The organism is Amycolatopsis sp. NPDC104587 (assembly GCF_055583645.1).
In genome coordinates, this window is sequence record NZ_JBVJNO010000015.1 from 195,041 (window position 1) to 215,522 (window position 20,482).

Annotated in this window: 20 protein-coding genes; 10 read left to right on the plus strand and 10 right to left on the minus strand. The window is 74.6% G+C overall.

Going from position 1 to position 20,482, the window contains the following annotated elements:
* The 3 genes from ACZ61C_RS38285 to ACZ61C_RS38295 form a co-directional block, all read right to left on the minus strand.
* Positions 1 to 774, minus strand: coding sequence for a hypothetical protein (locus ACZ61C_RS38285; RefSeq protein WP_465312807.1), 774 nt, complete (start codon positions 772 to 774; stop codon positions 1 to 3).
* An 82-nt stretch (positions 775 to 856) separates the two neighbouring features.
* Positions 857 to 1,516, minus strand: a complete 660-nt coding sequence (locus ACZ61C_RS38290) for a response regulator transcription factor (protein WP_465312808.1) — start codon at positions 1,514 to 1,516, stop codon at positions 857 to 859.
* A 19-nt stretch (positions 1,517 to 1,535) separates the two neighbouring features.
* On the minus strand, positions 1,536 to 3,230 hold the full coding sequence (locus ACZ61C_RS38295) for an AfsR/SARP family transcriptional regulator (RefSeq protein WP_465312809.1): 1,695 nt from the start codon (positions 3,228 to 3,230) through the stop codon (positions 1,536 to 1,538).
* 76 nt (positions 3,231 to 3,306) lie between these two features.
* Between ACZ61C_RS38295 and ACZ61C_RS38300 the strand changes: the two genes are divergently transcribed.
* Genes ACZ61C_RS38300 through ACZ61C_RS38325 form a run of 6 tightly spaced genes read left to right on the plus strand, consistent with a single transcriptional unit; the run spans position 3,307 to position 11,364 of the window.
* A complete protein-coding gene (locus ACZ61C_RS38300; RefSeq protein ID WP_465312810.1) occupies positions 3,307 to 4,008 on the plus strand; it encodes a winged helix-turn-helix domain-containing protein in 702 nt (233 codons plus the stop codon).
* Positions 4,005 to 5,258: a sensor histidine kinase gene (locus ACZ61C_RS38305; RefSeq protein ID WP_465312811.1), complete on the plus strand. Its 1,254-nt coding sequence runs from the start codon at positions 4,005 to 4,007 to the stop codon at positions 5,256 to 5,258. The genes ACZ61C_RS38300 and ACZ61C_RS38305 overlap by 4 nt, the downstream gene beginning before the upstream one ends.
* Positions 5,259 to 5,313: 55 nt before the next feature.
* On the plus strand, positions 5,314 to 7,218 hold the full coding sequence (locus tag ACZ61C_RS38310) for a fibronectin type III domain-containing protein (protein WP_465312812.1): 1,905 nt from the start codon (positions 5,314 to 5,316) through the stop codon (positions 7,216 to 7,218).
* A complete protein-coding gene (locus tag ACZ61C_RS38315) occupies positions 7,215 to 8,171 on the plus strand; it encodes an AAA family ATPase (protein WP_465312813.1) in 957 nt (318 codons plus the stop codon). The genes ACZ61C_RS38310 and ACZ61C_RS38315 overlap by 4 nt, the downstream gene beginning before the upstream one ends.
* A complete protein-coding gene (locus ACZ61C_RS38320; RefSeq protein WP_465312814.1) occupies positions 8,168 to 9,301 on the plus strand; it encodes a DUF58 domain-containing protein in 1,134 nt (377 codons plus the stop codon). The genes ACZ61C_RS38315 and ACZ61C_RS38320 overlap by 4 nt, the downstream gene beginning before the upstream one ends.
* A complete protein-coding gene (locus ACZ61C_RS38325; protein ID WP_465312815.1) occupies positions 9,298 to 11,364 on the plus strand; it encodes a transglutaminase TgpA family protein in 2,067 nt (688 codons plus the stop codon). The genes ACZ61C_RS38320 and ACZ61C_RS38325 overlap by 4 nt, the downstream gene beginning before the upstream one ends.
* On the opposite strand, the gene ACZ61C_RS38330 is transcribed toward ACZ61C_RS38325, so the two are convergent.
* Both ACZ61C_RS38330 and ACZ61C_RS38335 read right to left on the minus strand, forming a co-directional pair.
* A complete protein-coding gene (locus tag ACZ61C_RS38330) occupies positions 11,365 to 12,633 on the minus strand; it encodes a protein kinase domain-containing protein (RefSeq protein ID WP_465312816.1) in 1,269 nt (422 codons plus the stop codon).
* A 147-nt stretch (positions 12,634 to 12,780) separates the two neighbouring features.
* Positions 12,781 to 14,223 carry a hypothetical protein gene (locus tag ACZ61C_RS38335; RefSeq protein ID WP_465312817.1) on the minus strand — a complete coding sequence of 481 codons (1,443 nt, stop codon included), beginning with the start codon at positions 14,221 to 14,223 and terminating at the stop codon, positions 12,781 to 12,783.
* Between the two features lie 139 nt (positions 14,224 to 14,362).
* Between ACZ61C_RS38335 and ACZ61C_RS38340 the strand changes: the two genes are divergently transcribed.
* Both ACZ61C_RS38340 and ACZ61C_RS38345 read left to right on the plus strand, forming a co-directional pair.
* Complete coding sequence (locus ACZ61C_RS38340; RefSeq protein WP_465312818.1) at positions 14,363 to 14,953, plus strand: SACE_7040 family transcriptional regulator; 591 nt, start codon at positions 14,363 to 14,365, stop codon at positions 14,951 to 14,953.
* Between the two features lie 46 nt (positions 14,954 to 14,999).
* Positions 15,000 to 15,497 (plus strand): hypothetical protein, encoded by a 498-nt coding sequence (locus tag ACZ61C_RS38345; RefSeq protein ID WP_364728160.1) that lies wholly within the window; start codon positions 15,000 to 15,002, stop codon positions 15,495 to 15,497.
* Here ACZ61C_RS38345 and ACZ61C_RS38350 read toward each other — a convergent pair.
* Positions 15,494 to 16,123, minus strand: coding sequence for a TetR/AcrR family transcriptional regulator (locus ACZ61C_RS38350; protein WP_465312819.1), 630 nt, complete (start codon positions 16,121 to 16,123; stop codon positions 15,494 to 15,496). The two genes, ACZ61C_RS38345 and ACZ61C_RS38350, sit on opposite strands and share 4 nt — an antisense overlap.
* A gap of 79 nt (positions 16,124 to 16,202) precedes the next feature.
* Here ACZ61C_RS38350 and ACZ61C_RS38355 point away from each other — a divergent pair, with 79 nt between their 5' ends.
* Both ACZ61C_RS38355 and ACZ61C_RS38360 read left to right on the plus strand, forming a co-directional pair.
* Complete coding sequence (locus tag ACZ61C_RS38355; RefSeq protein ID WP_465312820.1) at positions 16,203 to 17,081, plus strand: AurF N-oxygenase family protein; 879 nt, start codon at positions 16,203 to 16,205, stop codon at positions 17,079 to 17,081.
* Between the two features lie 13 nt (positions 17,082 to 17,094).
* Positions 17,095 to 17,313 (plus strand): hypothetical protein, encoded by a 219-nt coding sequence (locus ACZ61C_RS38360; RefSeq protein ID WP_465312821.1) that lies wholly within the window; start codon positions 17,095 to 17,097, stop codon positions 17,311 to 17,313.
* On the opposite strand, the gene ACZ61C_RS38365 is transcribed toward ACZ61C_RS38360, so the two are convergent.
* From ACZ61C_RS38365 to ACZ61C_RS38380, 4 genes are all read right to left on the minus strand, one after another.
* Positions 17,241 to 17,495, minus strand: coding sequence for a hypothetical protein (locus ACZ61C_RS38365; RefSeq protein ID WP_465312822.1), 255 nt, complete (start codon positions 17,493 to 17,495; stop codon positions 17,241 to 17,243). The genes ACZ61C_RS38360 and ACZ61C_RS38365 overlap by 73 nt on opposite strands.
* Positions 17,495 to 17,905: a DUF2306 domain-containing protein gene (locus tag ACZ61C_RS38370; protein WP_465312823.1), complete on the minus strand. Its 411-nt coding sequence runs from the start codon at positions 17,903 to 17,905 to the stop codon at positions 17,495 to 17,497. The genes ACZ61C_RS38365 and ACZ61C_RS38370 overlap by 1 nt, the downstream gene beginning before the upstream one ends.
* A 64-nt stretch (positions 17,906 to 17,969) precedes the next feature.
* Positions 17,970 to 19,085, minus strand: a complete 1,116-nt coding sequence (gene metX, locus ACZ61C_RS38375; protein WP_465312824.1) for a homoserine O-acetyltransferase MetX — start codon at positions 19,083 to 19,085, stop codon at positions 17,970 to 17,972.
* Entirely contained in the window at positions 19,082 to 20,392 is a 1,311-nt protein-coding gene (locus ACZ61C_RS38380) for a bifunctional o-acetylhomoserine/o-acetylserine sulfhydrylase (protein ID WP_465312825.1), read from the minus strand. The genes metX and ACZ61C_RS38380 overlap by 4 nt, the downstream gene beginning before the upstream one ends.
* Between the last annotated feature and the right edge of the window lie 90 nt (positions 20,393 to 20,482).

Genomic DNA, 20,482 nt, shown 5'->3' on the forward strand with positions numbered 1-20,482 from the left:
TCAGCCCACCCGGACCGTGCCGTTGCCGCACACGACGGCCGACGAAGCGCTGGACGCGCCCACGCCCTGCGAAGACGTCCGGACCGTCTTGCACGGGCCGATGTCCCGCACCGGCCGCTGCGGCGGGACGACCTGCTTGCGCACCGTCCGCGCGGGAGCGGCCTTCTCGTGCTTCGCGGCCTTCTTGTGTCCGGCCTGTTCGTGCGGCGCGTCGTGCTTGTGGTGGGTGGCCGGCCGCAGGTTCTTCCTCAGCTGTGCCAGGTCGTCCTTGATCTTCGCGAGCTCCTGCTCGGCCGCCGTGACGTGCTGCTCAGCGTGCGCCAGGATCCTCTCCGCCGGACCGGCCACGGCGGCCGGGACAACCGGCTTGGCCGCCGCTTGGACCACGAACCGCTTGCGCTCGGGCTTCGCCTGGGCCGTGGCGGCCTTGACCACCCGGTGCGGCGCGGCCGTCGGCCGGTGTCCCGCGGGGGTTGCCACGCGGATCTTCTTCGCCGGCGTTGCCACCTTCGCCGGGCTGACGGCCTTGGGCACCGTCGCCGCCTTAGGCGCTGTCGCGGTCTTCGGCGTCGTCGCGGTCTTCCCGGTCGACGGCTTCACCGCCGGCGCCGGAGCCGTCTTGACCGCCGGTGGGGTGCCGGGCTGCGCGACCGGTGCGGGCGCCGGACCGCTGTCGGTGACGAACGCGTTGGCCGCCGTGGCCCCGATCGCCGCGGTGGCCAGCCCGGCGATCCCGTACACCGCGGCCCGGCCCACCCTGTTCGCTTTGCTCATCGTCTGCTCCCGGAAATCGAGCCGTTGCTTCCACGGGAGATCGTCGCCCGGGCACGTCCAACACCGGTACAGCGCAAGTACATCAGGCTTCGGCGAGCAGGAACCCCGCGCCGCGGCGGGCGTGCACTACCGGGGGCGGCCCGAGTTTCCGGCGCAGCCGGACGACCACCGCGTCGACCACGTTGGAGGACGGCGCGACCAGCTCGTCCCACGCGACCGCGACGAGCTCCTCCCGGGACACCACCGCGCCCCCGGCCGTCAGCAACCGGTGCAGGACGGCGAACTCCTTGGCCGTCAAGGAAACCAGGCGGCCGCCGCGGCGCACTTCGTGGCGGCCGGGGTCGAGCTCGAGGTCGCCGTGGCGCAGCGGGAGCGCGGTCTCCGCGCCGGTCCGGCGGCAAAGGTTCCGCACCCGCGCGACCAGTTCCGCGACGGCGAACGGCTTTCCGAGGTAGTCGTCGCCTTCGGTCAGGCCCGCGACGCGGTCGGCGACGCTGTCGTGCGCGGTGAGGAACAGCACGGGCACGGTCCAGCTGCCGGCCCGGCGCTCGCGCACGAACGGCAGCGAATCGCCGTCCGGGAGCATCCGGTCGAACACCGCGCAGTCGTAGGAGTTGACGAAGAGCAGCTCGTCAGCCGACGCGAGATCGGCGGCCGCGTCGACCGCAAAACCCGCGTCGCGCAAGGTGAACTCGACGGCGACGCGGATGTCCTCGTCGTCCTCGACCACCAGCACTCGCACAAAGGGAACGATAACGCGGTCACGCGACATGGGCGCCCGGTGGCCCGGCCGCCAGCCGGCGCAGCACCGGGTGGACGGTGTACCGGCCGGCGACGCGTGCGGTGACCAGGTTGCAGTCGACGAGCCGTTCCAGCAGCCGCCGCGCCTCGGGCGCGCCGATCCGGAGCCGCCGCGACACGCGCAGCGGGTCGACCTGCCCCTTCGAGCAGAGCGCGAACACCCTCCGTTCGGCGACCGGCAGCCGCCGGACGCTCGAGGCGAGCGCGGCCGCGCACCCGGTGCCCTGCCCGATTTCGCCGTCGAGCCAGGCGAGGACGTCCGAGGGCCGCCAATGGGGGCGCGCGGCGAGCCGGTCGGCGGCGGCCCGCACCAGCCCGGGCAGGCCGCCGCAAAGGTCGAGCAACGCGCGCAGCGTCGCGGGGTCGGCATCGAGCCGGTCGTCGCCGGCGCCGGCGCGCAGCAGGTCCTCGGCGGCCGGGTCCGGCAGGGGCGCCAGCCGCAGCCGGCGCGCGCCGGGGACGTGCCAGTCCCCGGTCCGCGTCGTGATCAGGGTCAGCGCGGTGGACCCGGCGGGCAGCAGCGGCGCGACCTGCGCCTCTCCCGCCGCGTCGTCCAGCACGAGCAGGATCCGCCGCCCGGCGATCCGGGACCGCCAGAGCGCCGCGCTCTCCCCGAGGTCCGCGGGCACTGCGCCGACGCCGGTCGCGCGCAGCAGCCGGTCCAGCACCTCGGCCGGGGTCGCGGCGCCATGACGCAGGTCGACGTGGAACTGGCCGTCCGGGAACTGCCCGGCCAGCCGGTGGGCCAAAGCCACGACGAACGCGGACTTCCCGACCCGCGGCATGCCTTCGACCAAGGCGACGCGCACCGGCGCGGCCAGCACCTCGCTCGCGTCCCGCAGCTCCGCCTCGCGTCCGGTGAACCCGGGCACGTCCCGCGGCAGCTCGCGGCGGGGGCCGAAGGGAACCGGCGACGGGCCGGCCAGCGCACGCTCGTGCGCCGCCAGCAGCACCGGGCCCGGGTCGACGCCGAGCTCCGCGACGAGAGCCCGGCGGGCGTCGCTGAAGGCCGCCAGCGCCTCCCCGCGCCGTCCGGCCGACGCGAGCGCTTCCACCAGCAGCGCCCAGGTTCCCTCGCGCAGCGGGTCTTCCGCCGTCAGCGTGCGCAGGGCCGCGACCGCGTCACCGTGCCGGCCGGCGGCCAGCCAGGCCCGGGCCCGCGTCTCCCGCAGCGACCAGCCGAGCTCGGTCAGCCGCGCGGCCGCGACGGCCGTCGCTCGCCCGGTCGCCCCCTCGAACGGCCGCCCGCGCCACAGCGCGAGCCCCTCGGTGGCCAGCGCGGCGGCACTCGCATGGTCGCCGGCGGCGAGCGCGTCCCCCGCGCGGACGGCCAGGTCCGCGGCGAGCCGCGCGTCCAGCTCGCACTCCGCGACGCGGATCCGGTAGGCGCCCGGCCGGTGCTCGATGCGGCTGCCGCCGTCCGGCGCCGGGAGCACCCGCCGCAGGCGCCAGATGTAGGTCTTCAGGTTGGCTTCGGCGGACGGCGGCGGGCGGCGCCCGGCCCAGGTCGTGTCGACGAGCTCGTCCACCGACACCCAGTCGCCCGCGCGCAGCAGCAGGCTCGCCAGCACGAGCTCGGGCTTGCCCGGGCCGAGCTCGATCGCCTGGCCGTCCGCGTCGCGGGCCGCCACCGGCCCCAGCACCTGGAAGAGCACCGTTCCTCCTGCCCCCGGCCGCCCCTCGCGGCCTCCGGGAACCACCTTGCTCCGCCCTCCATGACGTTTCGATGACATGATCGGCCGGAACGAGGAGGGGGTGGGGGACCCGATGACCCGGGTGCTCGTGGTGGAGGACGACGACGACCTGCGCGCGGCCGTCGTGACCGACCTGCGCGCCGCCGGTTTCGACGTCGGCGAAGCCGCCGACATCACGACCGCGGACGCCGCCCTCGCCGCCCGCCCGCACGCGTGCGTCGTGTTCGACCGCGTGCTGCCGGACGGCGACTCGATCGGGTATGTGCGGCAGCGCCGCGAGGCCGGCTGGACCGTCCCGGTGGTCTTCCTGACCGGCCGCGCCGACGTCGCCGACCGCGTCGCGGGGTTCGAACACGGCGCCGACGACTACCTCGGCAAGCCGTTCTCCGTGGCCGAGCTGCGCGCGCGCGTCTCGGTGCTGTGCCGGCGGCCGGCCCCGCGCCCCGGCGTGCTGCGCGTCGGCGACCTGACGCTCGACACCGTCCGCCACGAGGCCGTCCGCGGTGGGACCCCGCTGGCGCTGGGCGCCCGCGAGTTCTCGGTCCTGGAGTTCCTGATGGCGCACCCCGGCGCCGCCGTCAGCCGCTCGGACCTGATCGAGCACTGCTGGGACGGCAGCACCGACCCCATGTCCAACGTCGTCGACGTCGTCGTCCGCCGGATCCGGCGGAAGCTCGGCCCGCCCGAGCTGGTCCACGCCGTCCGCGGTCGCGGCTACCGCCTGGGGCTGCCCGGATGAGCGCCTCCTCGGCGAGCCGGCTCGGCCGCGTCCGGTGGCTGCTGGTCTGGGTGTTCGCCGGGTTCAACGCGGTCGGCCTGATCCTCTTCTGCTGGCTCCTGGTCCGCGACGACGGGCGGCAGCGCGACCTCGCGCTCGACGCGCAGCTGCAGCGCGTCACCTCGACCGTGACCCGGCTGGTCCACTACGACAACGCGACGGTGACCGTCGACGCGGCGCGCGACCCGCTGACCGGTGAATGCCCGCAGTTCGCCGTGCTGCCCGCCGCGGACGGCGGCTTCGCGCCGTTCCGGTCGGCGCGGACCTGCGTGGCCGTCGGTGAACCAGCGTTGACCGAGCTGGCCCGGCAGGCCGCCGCGGCCGGCGCCCCGCTCACCGCGACGGCCGACGTCAGTGGGAACCCGGTCCGCGTCCACGCGGAGCCGTTCCGCGAGCCCGGCGGCCGCTTCACCGGCGCGGTGGTCGCCGCCGTCGACGCCGGGCCGTCGGAGGCCGCCCACGACCAGCGCGCGCTGCTGCTCGCCGGCGCCTGCGCCGTCCTCGTCGGGGTCGCCGGCGCGGCCGGGTACTTCGCGGCCGGGCGGGCCCTGCGGCCGGCCGGCAACGCCCTGCGCCAGCAGGAGATCCTGATCGCTGAGACCGCGCACGACCTGCGCACGCCGGTAGCCGCGCTGCGGGCGCTGGCCGAGACCGCGCTGCGCAACCCCGCCCGCAGCGCGGATCTGCTGCCCCGCACCGTGCGGCTGGCCGGGCGGATGGGCGCGATCATCGACGGCCTGCTGGTCCGCGCGCGGCTGTCCGCGGGCGCGGACCAGTTCGACCTGCGGCGGGTCCGGCTCGACGAGCTCGTCGCGGCCGTCGTCCGCGAAACCCCGGCCGGCGACGCCCAGGTCACGCTCACGGCCGCGCCCACCGAGGTCGAGGCCGACCCGGTCCTCGTGCAGCGGGCGGTGGCGAACCTGCTCGACAACGCCCTGCGCTACGGCCACGAACCCGGCACGCTCGCGATCGTGCACATCACGGTCGCCGGCGGCCGCGTCACGGTGGCCGACCACGGTCCCGGGGTCGACGCCGGACGCGCGCAGGCCGCGTTCGACCAGTTCTCCGGCGAAGGCTCCTCGAGCGGGCTCGGCCTGTCGATCGTCCGCTGGGTCGCCCAGGCCCACGGCGGCGAGCTGCGCGTCTACAACGCCCGGGAAGGCGGCGCGATCTTCGAGCTGGTGCTGCCGACCGGGGCGCCGGAAGCCTGAGTCCGATGTACTCCGGATGGACCACCGGAGTACCGCGATCGACTAATCTGCCCGGGTGGGTGAGGGAGCCAGGGGGCGGGTCGCCGGACGACGGCTGCGATCGCGGCTGCCCGTCGCGCTCGTCGCGGCCGGCGGCGCCGTGGCCGTCACGCTCGCGCTGACCGGAGCCGGCAGCCCGGGCGCCGGGCTGTCGTTCACCCCGGCGGGGCACTGGGTCGTGAACGCGGCCTCGGGGCTGGTCGCGCACGTCAACGGCGCGGGCCGGACGGTCGACGCGAAAGCCGCCGTGCCGGACCTGGCGCCGGGTTCTCCGGTGGCCCAGGGGGATTCCAGCGCCTACGTCGTCGGGCCGTCGAGGATCACGGAGTTCGGCAAGTCCGATCTCGCGGTGACCGGCGGGGTCCCGGCGCCGGTCACCGGTGAGCGTCCCGTCGTGTTCGAAGTGGACGGTGGGCCCTACCTCGTCTACCGGGACGCGGGCACCGTCGTGCGGCTCGGCCCGGCGATGACGGTCGTCCCGGCCGGCGGTCCGCTCGGTGAGCCGGTCGCCGCGCGCGGCGGCCGGGTGTGGGTGAACCGGCCCGCCGACGGCGCGATCTGCGACCTGGACAAGGGCGCGGACCGGCTCGCCTGCCCGGCGGCCGCGCCGGCCGGTCACTCCGGTGGGCTCACCCTGCTGGGGGAAAAAGCGATCTACGTCGACACCACCGCGCGCACCTTCAGCCTGGTCGGCGCCGGCGGCCTCGAGCCCGCGGTCGGCCTGGGCGTCGACGTTTCGCCGTCGGCCCGGGTGGCCGGCGCGGACACCGCGGGCCGCATCGCGCTCTTCGACCCGGTGGGCAGCCGCCTGCACCTCGTCGACACCGCGGGCCTGACCCGCGACCGCCCGGCCGCGCCGCCGGTCACGATCGCCGTCCCGCCGGGCGACTACGCGACACCGGCCACCACCGGCGACGCCGTCGCGCTGCTCGACCGGCACAGCCACACCCTGCGCACCTACGGCCCGGACGGCGGCGGCCGCAGCGTGCGGGCGATCCCGCCCGAGCCGGGTGACACGCGCATCAGCCGCGGCCAGGACGACCGGCTCTACGTCGACGGCGACAGCGGGAAGCACGTCGTCGTGGTCGATCCCGACGGCTCGGTCGGGGACGTCGCGGTCGGCGAAGACCCGGGTGCGGACCGGCCGGTCGCGCCGGTGCCGCCCGCCGACCAGCCGCCTCCCGATCGGCCGACCGCAAACCAGCCGCCGCCACGGGTCCCGTCGCCGGGCACCCGGACCGAACCGGCCAAGCCCACGAAACCGGCGGCCCCGCCCGCGACGGCGCGGAGCACCCCGCCGCCGCCCCCGGTCACCGCCCAGCCGGCCACCCCGCCCGGCGCGCCACCCGGCCTCCGCGCGACGGTCTCCGGCTCCGGGGCCCGTGTCCAGTGGTCGGCCGCCGCGGCCAACGGCGCCGCAGTGACCGCCTACCACGTGTCGTGGTCCCGCGCGGACGGCTCGGGCGCCGGTGCGGTCGACACCGCCGGCACCGCCCGCACAGCCACGATCCCGACGCTGACCGCCGGGGCCGCCTACACCGTGCAAGTGGTGGCGGAGAACGAAGCCGGCCGCGGGGCCGCCGCGTCGACCACGGTCACCCGGGCCGCGCCGACCCCCGCGATCACGCTGTCGCAGGGCGCCCGCCCGACCGGGGAGGACCGCAACTGCGGTGAGCCGGAGGACATCCCGGACTGCGGGTGGATGCACATCCGGCTGACCGGCTTCGCGCCGAACACGACATACCTGCTGATGCCGCACTCCAGCGACCCCGGGTACACCAACGACGGGCAACGGCGGAAGACCGACGCGTCCGGCGCCCTCACCGCGGACTACTTCTACTACTACGGCGTCGGCCGCCGGATCTGGGTCACCGTCGACGACGTCAAGTCCAACACCATCACCTGGAAAGCAGTCTCGTGAGCACCTCCGCAGCCGAGGTCTACCGCGCGCTCGCCGAGAACATCGGCCGGGTCGTGCGCGGGAAGACCGAAATCGTGCGCCTCACCGTCGCCGCCCTCTTCGCCGAAGGCCACCTCCTCCTCGAGGACGTCCCCGGCGTCGGCAAGACAACGCTCGCGCACTGCCTCGCCCGGAGCATCGGCGGTTCGTGGCACCGCATCCAGTTCACGCCGGACCTGCTCCCCGGCGACATCACCGGGGTGACCGTGTACCGGCAGCGGGACGAGGACTTCGTCTTCCACCCGGGCGGGGTGTTCGCGAACATCGTCGTCGCCGACGAGATCAACCGCGGCACGCCGAAGACGCAGTCGGCCCTGCTCGAGGTGATGGCCGAACAGCGCGTCACCGTCGACGCGGTGAGCCACGAGGTGCCCCGGCCGTTCCTGGTCGTGGCCACGCAGAACCCGATCGAGATGGCGGGCACCTACCGGCTGCCCGAGGCCCAGCTCGACCGGTTCCTGATGCGGCTGACCGTCGGCTACCCGGACCTCGCCACCGAGGTCCTCGTGATCATGAGCAGCACCGCCGGGGTGAGCCCGGCCGACCTGCCGGCCGTCGTGGACGTGGCCACGGTCGCCGCGGCGATCGCGGAGGTCCGCACGGTGCACGTCGACCGGGGCGTCTGCGAATACGCCGCCCGCCTGGCGGCGGCGACGCGGGAGCACCCGGCCGTCCGGTTCGGGGCCAGCCCGCGCGGCAGCATCGCGCTCGTGCGGGCGGCGCAGGGGTTCGCCGCCACCGGCGACCGCGCATACGTGACCCCCGACGACATCAAGGACGTCGCAGTGCCGGTGCTCGCTCACCGCCTGGTCCTCACGGCCGAGGCCGAGCTCGGCGGCCGGGCCGGCACCGACGTCGTCCGCGAAGTGCTGGACTCGGTCCCGGCGCCCGGACCGCTGACCACCACGCGGTGAACGCACGACCGACCACGCGCGGCTGGACCGTCCTGCTCCTGTCCGTCCTCGCCTTCTCGGCCGGGGAATGGTTCGGCTTCGACCTGCTGCGCGGGCTCGGCGCAGCAGGCCTGGGCACCCTGGCGGCCGCCGCGCTCTTCACCTTCCGGCGCGTGCGGGTCGAGGTGACGCGGTCGGTCCACCCCGACCGGGTCACGCGCGGCGAACCGGCGCTCGCGCGGCTGGTCGCGACGTCCCGCGGTCGGCAACCCGGCTTCTTCGCCACCGACCGCGCGGGCCGCTTCACCCGCACGGTCCGGGTGCCGCCGTCGCTGCCCGGGGTGACGCGGACCCTGCAGTACGAGCTGCCGACGTCGGTCCGCGGCCGGCAGGAGGTCGGCCCGCTGCGGCTGCACCGCGCCGACCCGCTGGGACTGGCCGTCAACGAGCTGCCCGCCGGGGACACCGCGACGCTGTGGGTGCACCCGCGCCGGTACCCGGCCAAGGCACCCGCCGCCGGGTACCCGCGCCACCACCACGAAGGCGTCGTCACCGACCAGGCGCTGCGCGGCTCGACCGACCTGCTCGAAGTGCGCCCCTACCAGCCCGGGGACGAGGTCCGGCACCTCCACTGGAAGGCCTCGGCGCGGACCGGGCAGCTGATGGTGCGCGACTACGCCGACCCCGAGCAGCCCCGGTTCACGCTGCTGCTCGACACGCGGCGCGGGGTGTTCCCGCCCGCCGCGTTCGAGGAAGCCGTCGACCTCACGGCGTCGCTGCTGGTCGCGGCCGGGCAAGCGGGGCGGCACAACCGGCTGGTCACCACCGGCGGCGTGGACCGGACCTTCGCCGGTGGGAGCGAAGCCCTGCGGGTTTTGCTCGACGAGCTGAGCGAGCTCGGGCCGGACGCGCCGGACGCGGGCCCGGTGCCGGTTTCGCTGCTGCGGGGCGCTTCCCGGGGCGGTTGCCTCGCCGTCGTCACCGCGGCCGCGGACCCCGGCGCGCTGGCCGCGCTACGACCGGCGTTCGCCGCGATGTTCGTGCTCGAGCTCGGCGTGGCCGGCGGCACCGCGCGTTCGGTCCCCGGGTTGCTCGTGCTGCGCGCCGGCACCGCGGCCGAGGCGGTCGCGCGGTGGAACGAGGTCGCGTGATCCCGCGCCTGGCCGTGCTCGCCGCCACCGCCGTCGCGGGCCTGTTGTTCCAGCCCGTGTTCGGGCTGCCGGAGCTGCTGCTCCCGGTACTGGCGCCGGTCGCCGTGCTGGCGCTGGTGGCCGAAGTGTGTCATCGGCGCCCGGAGCTGCGCACCTGGCAAGCGGTGCTGCTCGCCGTCGCGGGCCTGCTGGCCGTCATCGAGACCGTGCTCTTCCGGACCACGCTCGCCGGACTGCCCACTGTGGACACTCTGCGCGCGCTCCTCGCGGGCGCGACCGGGTCGTGGCGGGAGACGCTGAGCTCGACCTGGCCGGCCCGGGCCGAGCCGGGACTGCTGCTGTTCGTGCCGCTGCTCGTCGTGCTCGCCGGGACGGCCGGGGTAGAGCTGCTGACCCGGCTGCGCCGGCCGCTCGTGGCGCTGGCGCCGAGCGCCGTGGTCGTGGTGCTCAGCCAGCTGTTCTCCGCGGCCGCCGGCTGGACGGCGCTGCTCGCGGCGCTCGCCTACGGCGCCTGCGTGGCGGCCGCGCTGCTGCCCGCCGGAAGCGGCCGGCTTTCCGGCCGGGCGCTCGCCGCCGCCGTCCCGCTCGGCGCCACGGCGCTGGTGGCCGCGGCGCTCGCCGCGCTCCTGCCGTCGCAGCCGGCGCCGTCGCTGCAGGACCGGCGCCCGGCCGCGGTCGCCGTCCGGACCGCAAGCCCGCTCGACGAGATCCCGGCGCGGCTGGCCCGGCCCGCAGAGCCGGTCTTCGACGTGCACGGCCCGGCGAACACCGACCGGTGGCCGGTCGCCGTCCTCGACGACTTCGACGGCGTCGAGTGGCACTCCGGTGACGATTACCGCAGCCTCGGGCGGGAGCTGGCGCCGCCCGGTTCGCTCTCCGTACCGGTGCACCGCGAGACCGCTACGCTCTCCGTGCGTGCCGGCCAGGGCCCGTGGCTGCCCAGCCAGGCCGCGCCGGCCGCCGTGGTCGGCACCGCGCCGCGCGTCGAAGAGCACCAGGGCTCGCTCCTCGCCGAGGCACCCGGCCGGGCCGTGGACTACACGTTGAGCTGGTGGGCCCCGGACGCCGCGGCCGGCTCCCGGGTGGACCCGGCCGCGCCCGGCGGCCTCGGCAGCCTGGGCACGATCCCGCCCGGCGTCACCGAGCTCGCCACCACCGCGGTGCGGGGCCTGCGCCCGACGCTGGAGAGCGCACTCGTGCTCGAGCGGTTCTTCCGCGAGAACTACCGCCGCGCGACCGGCCCGGAGCTGCCGACCGGCCACGGCTGGCCCCAGCTGCGCGAGTTCCTGCTGGACACCAAGCGCGGCACGAGCGAACAGTTCGCCACGGCCTACGTCGTCCTCGCGCGCAGCGTCGGCATCCCGTCCCGCGTGGTCGTCGGCTACCGGCCGCCGCCGGGCCGCGACGCCGGCGGCGGGTACACGGTCCGGAACGGCGACGTCCTGGCCTGGCCGGAGGTCGCGGTGGCCGGCGTCGGCTGGGTGCCGCTGGACCCCGGCGGCGGCGCGGCCGGCAGCGGCGCGCCGTCGGGTGCGTCCGCTCTCGCCGCGAAGGCGCGGGCGTCGCTGGCACCGTCCGCACAGCTGCGGGACCCGCCGGTCGCTCCTCCCGCCCCGGGCGGGTCCGGGCCGGCCGCGGACGGCTCGTCGCGGGTCCGGTTCCCGCTCGGGACGATCTTGACCGTGCTGGGGGCGCTGGTCGTGCTCGTGCTCGCGGGGGTGCCCGGCGCGAAGGCCGTACGGGCTCATCGACGACGGCGGCGGCCCGGCGCCGGGAGCGTGCTCGGCGCGTACGAAGAGGTCCGCGACCGGCTGCGCGACCACCGGTTCCCGGTGACCGACGGGATGACCGTGCGGGACTACGCCGGGCTCGTCCCGGACCCGGCCCCGCTCCGCACGCTGGCGTCACTTGTGGACAGTGCACTGTGGACCGGCCGGCCGGTCGGCGAGGAGCCCGCGGCGGCGTGGCGCGCGGTCGCCGACGTCCGCGCCGGTCTGGGCGGGAGCCTGGGCTCGCGGTTCCGGGCGGCGCTGGATCCCCGCACCCTGTTCAGCCGGGGTTGATCAGCGGTTGCAGGTCGCGCCGCGGATCGGGCGGGACGCGCTCTGGAACGTGCGGACGCCGTCGGTGGCCTGGACGAGGAAGCAGTACTTGAGGCCCGGGGTCACCGGCTCCCGCAGCGTGCGGTCCTGGCCGGTGAAGCGGGTCGTCGCCGCGGCGCCCTCGGCCGCGACGACCACGGCGAACTGCAACCGCGCGCCGTCGGCGTGCCAGGTCAGCTCGACGGCGGTCCCCTGGTCCACCGGCGCGTCGAGGACAAGCGTGGCGGGCGGCGCGGCCGCGGGGACCGAGGCCGGGGCGGGCGGCGGCACGAGCGGCGCCGGCTCCTCACGCAGGAGCACCACCGCGACCGCCACGACGACGGCGACCATCACCGGCACGGCGATGAGCACCCCCAGCCGGCCGGACGACTTCGGCGGGGACGGCGGTGGCCCGGCGACCGCGACGAGCGCACGCTCGGGCGGCGGGGCTGACGGAACCGGCGCTGCCGCGGCGGCGGCCAGCCGCTCCGCGACGTAGGAGGCGTCGATCGGCCGGTCCGCCGGATCGGCCGACAGCAACGCCCCGACCAGGCCGAGCAGCTCCGGGGCGACATCGGGCCGATCGGGCGGCGGGACCGGCTCGTTGAGGATGCGCAGGACGTGCGCGGCGGGGTCGCCGGACGGCGGCCGCCCGTGCGGCGGGAACCCGGTCAGGGCGAAGTGGAGCACCGCGCCCAGGCCGTAGAGGTCGGTCCGCTCGTCGGTGATCGCCGCGCGAAGGGTCTCCGGCGCGCGGTACCCCGGCGCGGCGGTGTCGGCGGCGAACGCCTCGCGCAGCACCGTCCCGGCGTCGGCGAGCAGCGGTTCGCCCTCCGGCCCGAAGAGGACGTTGTCCGGGGACACCCCGCCGTGCACGATCCCGGCGCCGTGCAGTGCGACCAGCGCGACGGCGACGGCCTCGCCGAGGGCCAGCACGTCCCCGCCGTCCAGCGGCCCAGCAGTGGCAACGAGCTCGGTCAGCGACTGCGTGCAGAGGGCCATCCGCAGCGCCACCCGCCCATCGGGCAGCGCGTCGACGGCATCGGGCACCAGAAGCGGCGCCCCGGCCGCCAGCGGGCGCAGCCGGGCCAGCTCCCGCTCCAGCTCGGCACGCACCCGCCGTGGCAACGGACCCGGGAAGACCTTCAGCGCGAAGGCGCTCTGCCCGTCTTCGGCGACCCCGGCGAGCACCGTGGCCACGGGCCCGTCCCCGACGGGAACGAGGTCGTCGAGCGGGTGGTCGATCGTCATCGCGGGGCGGTCCTGTCTGGTGGCGGGTCCTCGGCCCCCAGTTTCGCACCCGTGGTCGGTCGTCACCCGCAGCGCCGGGCAGCGAGCACGGCGGTTGTCACTCGCTGTCGAACGTCGACCCGAGGTCGGACATGCCCTTCCCCCCGTTCAGTGTCCGAAGAGCTCGTCCTCGAGTGCCTTCGGGTCGACCTCGACCTCCAGGCCCAGCGAGCCGCCGATCCCCGGTGCCACCCCCTGCTTGGTCTTGAACCGGACCTTCCCGTCCTCGGCGAACTCGACGCCCGCTCCGGCCTTCGCGCCCACCCCGAGCCAGGCTTCGGGCGACGCCTTGAACGTGACGGGCCCGAGCGGCAGGGTGTACTCCGGGAGGCTGACGCTGAGCCCGGCCTTCACTTCGGCGTCGGCGCCGACCCGCTCCTTGCTCACGCTGACCGTCCCCTCGCCCTTCACCCCGACGTGGTACTCGCCGCCGATGGCCCCGTTGCCGGCGGACCAGGTCCCGTGGTCGATGTCCGCGTGCCCTTCGGCGGAGATGATCTTGCCCTGGGGAAGATCGGGCGGCTTCACCTCACCGTCGGCGTCGGGCCCCTGCGACTTGACGTGCACGCCGTACTTGTCCGCGGCGGCGGCGAGTTCCAGGACCTTCTGCGCGAACCAGGTCTGCCCGCGTTCACACCCCTCTTCCCCGTGGCAGAAGGGCGTGAACGGAATCGGCGACGGCGGCGGCAGGGGCAACCCGTCGTCGGTCTTGAACGCCGCGACGGTGGTGGGAACACGATGCTGGGCGGGCACGGCGGTCCCCTGGCTCTTCGCGTGCGCGGCCGCCTCACCGGCGACCTTGAGCGCACCGAGCCCGGGAACGGCACTCGCGGCCGCCAGCGCGGCCCGTTCCCGCTGCGCCGGCTTCTCCGCCACCTTCCGCGCAGCCTGCACCGCATTCAGCGAACGCAACCCCGGCACCGCCCCCGCCGCAGCCAACGCCGAACGCACATCCTTGCCCGCCCGATCGCCAGAACGCACCCCCTTCACCGGCGACTTGCCCACACCTGACTCCGCCACCTTCCGCGCGGCGTCGACGGCTTTCAGCGCGCCCATGCCGGGCACTGCGCTCGCTACCCGAATCGCGGCGTCCCTCTTCGCCGCATCCCTCTTCGAGGACGACTTCGACGAGGACGACTTCGACGAACCCGACTGCCCCGCCTTCGCCGACGACGACACCTTCCGCGCCGCATCCACCGCCTTCACCGCGCCCATCCCCGGCACCGAACTCGCGACCCGAACCGCCGCATCCCTCTTCGCCGACGACCCGGCCTTGGCAGCCGCGTCCCTCACCGGTGTGCTCTTCTTGGGCGGAGCCGCCGCGGACTCCGTCACCTTCCGCGCCGCGTCCGCCGCCTTCAGGACCCCCATGCCCGGGACCGCGCTCGCCACCTTGAGCGCGGTGTCCTTCGGCGCCGGGGCGCCGGATGCCCCGTCCGGGATCGTCTTCGCCTCCGCCGCCGCTGCCCCCAGCAGGGCGAACGCCACCGACACGAACCCGCCGGACAGCGTGTACAGCACCGCTCGCCGGACCCCGTCACCGTTCTCCATAGCCGCCTCCCGATGTGCCGGTCCGCAGCTTCGCTCCGGGAGGTCCACCGGCGATCCACTCCGGGTACACCGGGTCGTGACCAGCGTCACAACCCGCGAGAAGTTAGCGATCGCTAACTTCCGGCCGTAATATGGCCGGATGCCGGCCAACCCCACGCCACTCGTGAACGGCGAGAAGGCGAGCAGACGTGAACAGATCCTGGCCGCGGCCGCCGAGCTGTTCGCCCACCACGGCTTCCACGGTGTCGGCATCGACGACATCGGCGCCGCGGTCGGCATCTCCGGCCCGGCGCTCTACCGGCACTTCCGGAGCAAGGACGCGATCCTCGGCGAGATGCTGAACTCGATCAGCCGCTACCTGCTCGACGGCGGCACGGCGTGGGCGGACCGGCCCGGCTCGCGGGACGACACGCTGACCGGGCTCGTGGCGTTCCACGTCGGCTTCGCGCTCGCGCACCCCGCGCTGATCACCGTCCAGGAGCGCAACCTCGCGAACCTCACCGACGCCGACCGCAAGCAGGTGCGCGCGCTGCAGCGCCAGTACGTCGAGGTGTGGGTCCGCGCGATTCGCGAAGCCATGCCGGAACTGGGAGAACGGCAGGCGCGGTCGGCGGCACACGCCGTGTTCGGGTTGATCAACTCGACACCGTACAACCGCCATCTCGGTGACGCAGAACTCGCGGAACTGCTCTCCCGGCTCGCGCTGGGTGCCCTCCGCGCGGCCGGATGACCGACCCGGATCAAGGTATCCCCACGAGTGGCGTCGCTGGTGTTTGATGGGGCACGTGGACCCGGACTGGAACGAGCGGCTCGTCGAGAAGGCTCAGCGCGCGTTGACCGCGCTGAGCGTCGGTGACGACGCCGAAGCCCTCGTCGAGGTCGCCCCGACGGCCGTCGAACCGCAGGCCCGCGCGGACGAGACCAAGGCGCTGATGCTGCTGCTGTTCGGCGAGTGCAGCGCCATGGTGTCCACGCTCGGCGACGGCGGCAGCGCGCCGGTCAAGGTCCAGGTCTTCGACGAAGACGGCGAAGAGGTCTCGATCGACCAGGCCGACCCGCCGGTGCGGACCGCGGTGCGGACGCTGCTCGCGGAGGTCCACGGCAACACCGAGGCGGCGCAGGAGCAGGTCGAGATCGCCCTCGCCAACGCGGCGCCCGACGAGGTGGACAGCCTCGTCCTGCAGGCGTTGCGCTGGACGATCCGGCTGTCGGTGGAGTGCCTGGACCGCGACCTGCCGGTGGCCCCCTGGATCTCGGAAGCCGTCTCGGACTAGGCCGGCCGCAGGGACCGCACGATCGGCGCCAGGTAGAGCTCCGCGAGCCGGCGGCGGCCGGCGTCGTCGTCCACCGGGAGCACCGTGTCCGGTGTCAGGACCAGCGACACCACGACCCGGATCAGCAGCTCCGCCATCCCGTCGATGTCCTCGGCGGGCAGGCTGAGCCGCCCGGCGGCGATCTCCGCGTGGAAGTGCGCCGCGATGCGTTCGCGCGCGGCCGCGAACAGGCCGCCGGCCTGGACGGTCAGGTGCGGCAGGATCAGCTCCGGCTCGGTGCGCAGCAACCGGTTCAGCAACCGGTGGCCGCGCAGGTACACCAGGGAGAAGCTCAACCCCTCGATGAGCTTCTCCTCCGGTGTCGCCTGCGCCTCCAGCACGGCGTCGACCTTCGTCAGGAACCGCTTCATCTCTCGCAGGACCAATGCGCTGAGCAGCTGGTCCTTCTTGGGGAAGTAGCGGTAGATCGTCACCCGCGAAAGGCCGACGCGGCGCGCGACGTCGTCGACGGTGAACCGGCGCAGCCCGAAGTCCTCGGCCTGGGTGAGCGCCGCGCCCATGATCCGTTCCGCGGTCTCGTCGCCGGGCAGCTCGGCTTCGAGCGCGTGTTTCAGGAGGTCGCGCATGCCCCAACCCTAGGCGACTTTACAACTTGACGGAACTTGTTTCATGCGTTCTAGTGTTTCAGGACACAGGGAGGCACGGATGGGTGATCGCGAAGCGACGGCCGAGAGGCTGCTCAAGTCGAGCGCGCGGCTCTCGTACGACCCGGACGTCGACGTCCACTGGGCCGCACCGCTCAACGAGGACCAGTTCTTCATCCCCGAGCGGCTGGTTTCGCTGTACGGCACTCCCTTGTGGGACACGCTGACGCGGGAGCAGCGGATCGAGCTGTCGCGCCAGGAGCTGGTGAACACCGTCAGCGTCGGGATCTGGTTCGAGATCATCCTGATGCAGATGCTGCTGCGCGCGTCCTACCACCAGGACCCGACCACCCGGCACGTGCACTACGCGCTCACGGAGATCGCCGACGAATGCCGGCACTCCACGATGTTCGCGACGCTGATCGAGCGCGTCGGCGGCCGGCCGTACCGCAACAACCGGTGGCTGCAGCTCTCCGCGCAGGCGCTCCCGGTGATCCTGCACGGGCCGGCGATGTGGGTCGCGACGCTGATCGGCGAGGAGATCTTCGACGCGCTGCAGCGCGAGCACCTCGACGACGAGTCGGTGCAGCCGGTGGTGCGCGCGGTGATGCGGATCCACGTCACCGAAGAGGCGCGGCACGTCCGGTACGCGCGGGACGACCTGGTCCGCGAGCTGGCCGGCGCGCCCCGGTGGCGCAAGGAGTTCGCGCGGATCGTGGTCGCCGTCGGCGCGCTGCTGATGTCCCGGCTGCTGTCGCGGCCGCGGCAGTACCTGCGGGCCGGCATCGACCCCGGCGCGGCGGTGGCGGCCGCGCGGGGCAGCGCGCACCGGCGGGAGACGCTGGCCTTCGGCGCGCGGAAGCTCGTGCGGTTCCTGCGGGAGAACAACCTGATCGGCGGCCCCAGCGCGGTGCTGTGGCGCCGCGCCGGAATGCTCTAGCGGAGGGGAAGTCATGGCGCTCAAGGATCTGCTCGCCGCGGGAACCGGCCGCCTCGCGGACCGCATCACCACGGCGGGCGACGAAGCGGGCGAGCGGGCGGACGACGTCGCCTGGCGGGTCGCGAAGCTGTCCGACAAGGCCGCCGAGCGGCTCGGCGACTACGCCGCCGACGCGTCGCGCCGGGTCGCGAACGGCTTGGTGCGCCTGGGAGAACGGGTCACCGGCCGCTGACGCCGCCGGAGCAGGACCTCGACGACGGCCAGGTTGACGACCCAGCCGAGCGTCTGGCCGATCGGGATCAGCGTGGCCGCGCTCTCCGGGCCGACGCCGCCGAACGGGACCTGCGCCAGCAGGAGCACCGGCACGAGGACGCGTGAGGTGACGGCGAGGAACGTCAGCGCGTAGTTGCGCATCATCCACCCCGGTGCGCGGCGAAGTCACGCCGGCGCGCCGCCCGGTACGCGAGGCCGCCGGTGACCAGCCACAGCACCCCCGCGGTGGTCAGGCCGAGCTGCGTGACGAGCCGGCCCGACCAGAGCGCGACCGGGATCGTCGCCAGCGCCGACGGCAGCACCCCGGCGAAGAGGTAGACCCGGCCGATGGTCCGGTGGACATGCCGGCGAGCCCGCACCTTCGGCACGAACTGCAGCGGGCCGAGCACGAGCGCCACCGCGGCCGTGAAGATGTGCGCCACCAGGACCGCGTACTGCAGGCCGTCGCGCACGGCGAGGCGGCTGTCCTCGATGTCGAGGCCCAGGTACGGGTAGGTGAGCACCGCGCCGAACCCGATCGCGACGGCGAACATCAGCCAGGCTTTCCGCATGCCGCCACGATCCCGCGGCGGGACCCGCGCGGGAGCGGCGCGTGCCCGTACGCACGCCGACGTACTAGCTCAGGAGCGTCTTCACCAGCGCCGCGATCTGCGCCGTCTCGATGAGGAACGAGTCGTGGCCGTACGGCGAGGAAACCACCGACGGCTCGGCCGTTCCCGGGATCCCGGTCGCGATCTCCGCGGACTGGTACAGCGGGTACAGCCGGTCGCTGTCCACCCCGCCGATCACCGCGCGGGCCGTCACGCGGCTCAGCGCGGCCGCCACGCCGCCGCGGTCGCGGCCGACGTCGTGGGTGTTCATCGACTCCGTCAGCACCAGGTAGCTGTTCGCGTCGAAGCGGCCCGCCAGCTTCCCGGCGTGATGGTCCAAATAGGACTCGACAGCGAACCGTCCGCCCCGCAACGGGTCCTCGTCGCCCTGGTACGACCGGCCGAAGCGCTGGGCCAGCTCCGGCTCGCTGCGGTAGGTGACGTGCGCGATCCGCCGCGCGACCCCGAGCCCCCGCACCGGCCCCGAAGCCGCCGAATAGTAGTCACCGCCGTGGAAGTCCCGGTCGCCGCGGATCGCGTGCAGCTGCGGCGCCGCCCACGCGATCTGCTCGGCCGACGCCCGGGCCGTCGAAGCCAGGACCAGCACCGACGCCACCCGCGCGGGCAGCGTCACCGCCCACTCCAGCGCGCGCATGCCGCCCATCGACCCGCCCACGACGGCCGCCCAGCGCTCGATGCCGAGCGCGTCCGCCAGCACCGCCTCCGAAGCGACCTGGTCCCGCACGGTCACCACCGGGAACCGGCTCCCCCACGGCTCGCCGTCCAGCTCCGACGAAGGCCCGGTCGACCCCTGGCACCCGCCGAGCACGTTCGGCACCACCACGAAGAGCTCACTGGTGTCCAGCGCCTTCCCGGGCCCGATCAGCCCGTCCCACCAGCCCGCGCTGGGGTGGCCCGGCTCGACCGGCCCGGCCGCGTGGCTGTCGCCGGTCAGGGCGTGCTCGACGAGGACCGCGTTGGACGCGTCGGAGTTCGGCGTTCCCCAGGTTTCGTACGCGAGGGTGAAGCCGGGCAGCACGCCACCGGCCTCCAGCGCGAGCGCGCCGGGGCCGGTGACGAACTTCCGGCGGCCCGGCGGATCCCCGATCCGCCAGGCGCCGGTGACGGGCTCACCCGTCACAGTTCCGCCTTGGCCGCCCGGAATCCGGCCTCCAGGTCGGCCTTGAGGTCCTCGATGCCTTCGAGCCCGACGGCGATCCGGACCAGGCCCGGCGTCACGCCGCTGGCGAGCTGCTCCGCCGCCGAGAGCTGGCTGTGCGTCGTCGACGCCGGGTGCACGATCAGGCTGCGGACGTCGCCGAGGTTCACCAGCTGGCTGTGCAGCTCGGTGCCGTCGACGAACTTCCGGCCCGCCTCGACCCCGCCGCGCAGGTCGAACGACAGGACCGCGCCCGCGCCGCGCGGCAGGTACTTCTGCGCAGCGGAGTAGAACGGGCTCGACGGCAGGCCGGCGTAGTACACCTTCTCGACCTCGTCACGCTGCTCCAGCCACTCGGCCAGCGCCTGCGCGTTCTGCACGTGCCGCTCGACGCGCAGCGACAGCGTCTCGATGCCCTGCAGGATCAGGAAGCTGTTGAGCGGCGCGATCGCTGCGCCCGTGTCGCGCAGGATCTGCACGCGCGCCTTCGCCGCGTACGCGCCCGGGCCGAGCGCCTCCCAGTACTTGAGGCCGTGGTAGCTCGGGTCGGGCTCGGTGAAGCCCGGGAACTTCGCCGGGTCCTTGCCGAAGTCGAACGTGCCGCCGTCGACCAGCACGCCGGCCACCGTGGTGCCGTGGCCGCCGAGGTACTTCGTCGCCGAGTGGACGACGATGTCGGCGCCGTGCTCGATCGGGCGCACCAGGTACGGCGTCGGCACGGTGTTGTCGACGACCAGCGGGACGCCGGCCTCGTGCGCGGCGTCGGCGACCGCGCGGATGTCGAGGACGTTGCTGCCCGGGTTCGCCAGCGTCTCGGCGAAGAACAGCTTCGTGTTCGGCCGGACGGCGGCGCGCCACTGCTCGAGGTCGTCCTGGTCGTCGATGAACGTGACCTCGACGCCGAGCTTCGGCAGCGTGTAGTGGAAGAGGTTGTAGGTGCCGCCGTAGAGCGACTGGCTGGACACGAAGTGGTCACCCGCGCCCGCGAGGTTCAGGATCGCCGCCGTGGTCGCGGCGGAGCCGGAGGCGAACGCCAGGGCCGCGACACCCCCTTCGAGCGCCGCGACGCGCTGCTCCAGCACGTCCTGGGTCGGGTTCATGATCCGCGTGTAGATGTTGCCCGGCTCGGCGAGGCTGAACAGGTCGGCGCCGTGCTGGGTGTCGCGGAAGACGTACGACGTCGTCTGGTAGATCGGCGTGGCCCGCGCGCCGGTGGTGGGATCCGGCGCGGCGCCCGCGTGGATCTGCCTGGTCTCGAAGGACCACGCCGAGGTGTCGTCCGCGCTCATCGGTTTCTCCTTGCGGCTCAAGGGGTTCGTTCGGCTCGAAGCTACTTGCGCCGAACGGAGTACCCAACCGTTCCCACGTCCTGAGAGCCT

Excerpts from the sequence above, each read along its gene's own strand:
- ACZ61C_RS38340 (WP_465312818.1), top strand. The coding sequence starts at position 14,363 with ATGCCGGCCAACCCCACGCCACTCGTGAACGGCGAGAAGGCGAGCAGA.
- ACZ61C_RS38345 (WP_364728160.1), top strand. The coding sequence starts at position 15,000 with ATGGGGCACGTGGACCCGGACTGGAACGAGCGGCTCGTCGAGAAGGCT.
- ACZ61C_RS38360 (WP_465312821.1), top strand. The coding sequence starts at position 17,095 with ATGGCGCTCAAGGATCTGCTCGCCGCGGGAACCGGCCGCCTCGCGGAC.
- ACZ61C_RS38370 (WP_465312823.1), bottom strand. The coding sequence starts at position 17,905 with ATGCGGAAAGCCTGGCTGATGTTCGCCGTCGCGATCGGGTTCGGCGCG.
- ACZ61C_RS38285 (WP_465312807.1), bottom strand. The coding sequence starts at position 774 with ATGAGCAAAGCGAACAGGGTGGGCCGGGCCGCGGTGTACGGGATCGCC.
- ACZ61C_RS38335 (WP_465312817.1), bottom strand. The coding sequence starts at position 14,223 with ATGGAGAACGGTGACGGGGTCCGGCGAGCGGTGCTGTACACGCTGTCC.
- ACZ61C_RS38300 (WP_465312810.1), top strand. The coding sequence starts at position 3,307 with ATGATCGGCCGGAACGAGGAGGGGGTGGGGGACCCGATGACCCGGGTG.
- ACZ61C_RS38355 (WP_465312820.1), top strand. The coding sequence starts at position 16,203 with ATGGGTGATCGCGAAGCGACGGCCGAGAGGCTGCTCAAGTCGAGCGCG.
- ACZ61C_RS38305 (WP_465312811.1), top strand. The coding sequence starts at position 4,005 with ATGAGCGCCTCCTCGGCGAGCCGGCTCGGCCGCGTCCGGTGGCTGCTG.
- ACZ61C_RS38350 (WP_465312819.1), bottom strand. The coding sequence starts at position 16,123 with ATGCGCGACCTCCTGAAACACGCGCTCGAAGCCGAGCTGCCCGGCGAC.
- ACZ61C_RS38365 (WP_465312822.1), bottom strand. The coding sequence starts at position 17,495 with ATGCGCAACTACGCGCTGACGTTCCTCGCCGTCACCTCACGCGTCCTC.
- ACZ61C_RS38330 (WP_465312816.1), bottom strand. The coding sequence starts at position 12,633 with ATGACGATCGACCACCCGCTCGACGACCTCGTTCCCGTCGGGGACGGG.
- ACZ61C_RS38380 (WP_465312825.1), bottom strand. The coding sequence starts at position 20,392 with ATGAGCGCGGACGACACCTCGGCGTGGTCCTTCGAGACCAGGCAGATC.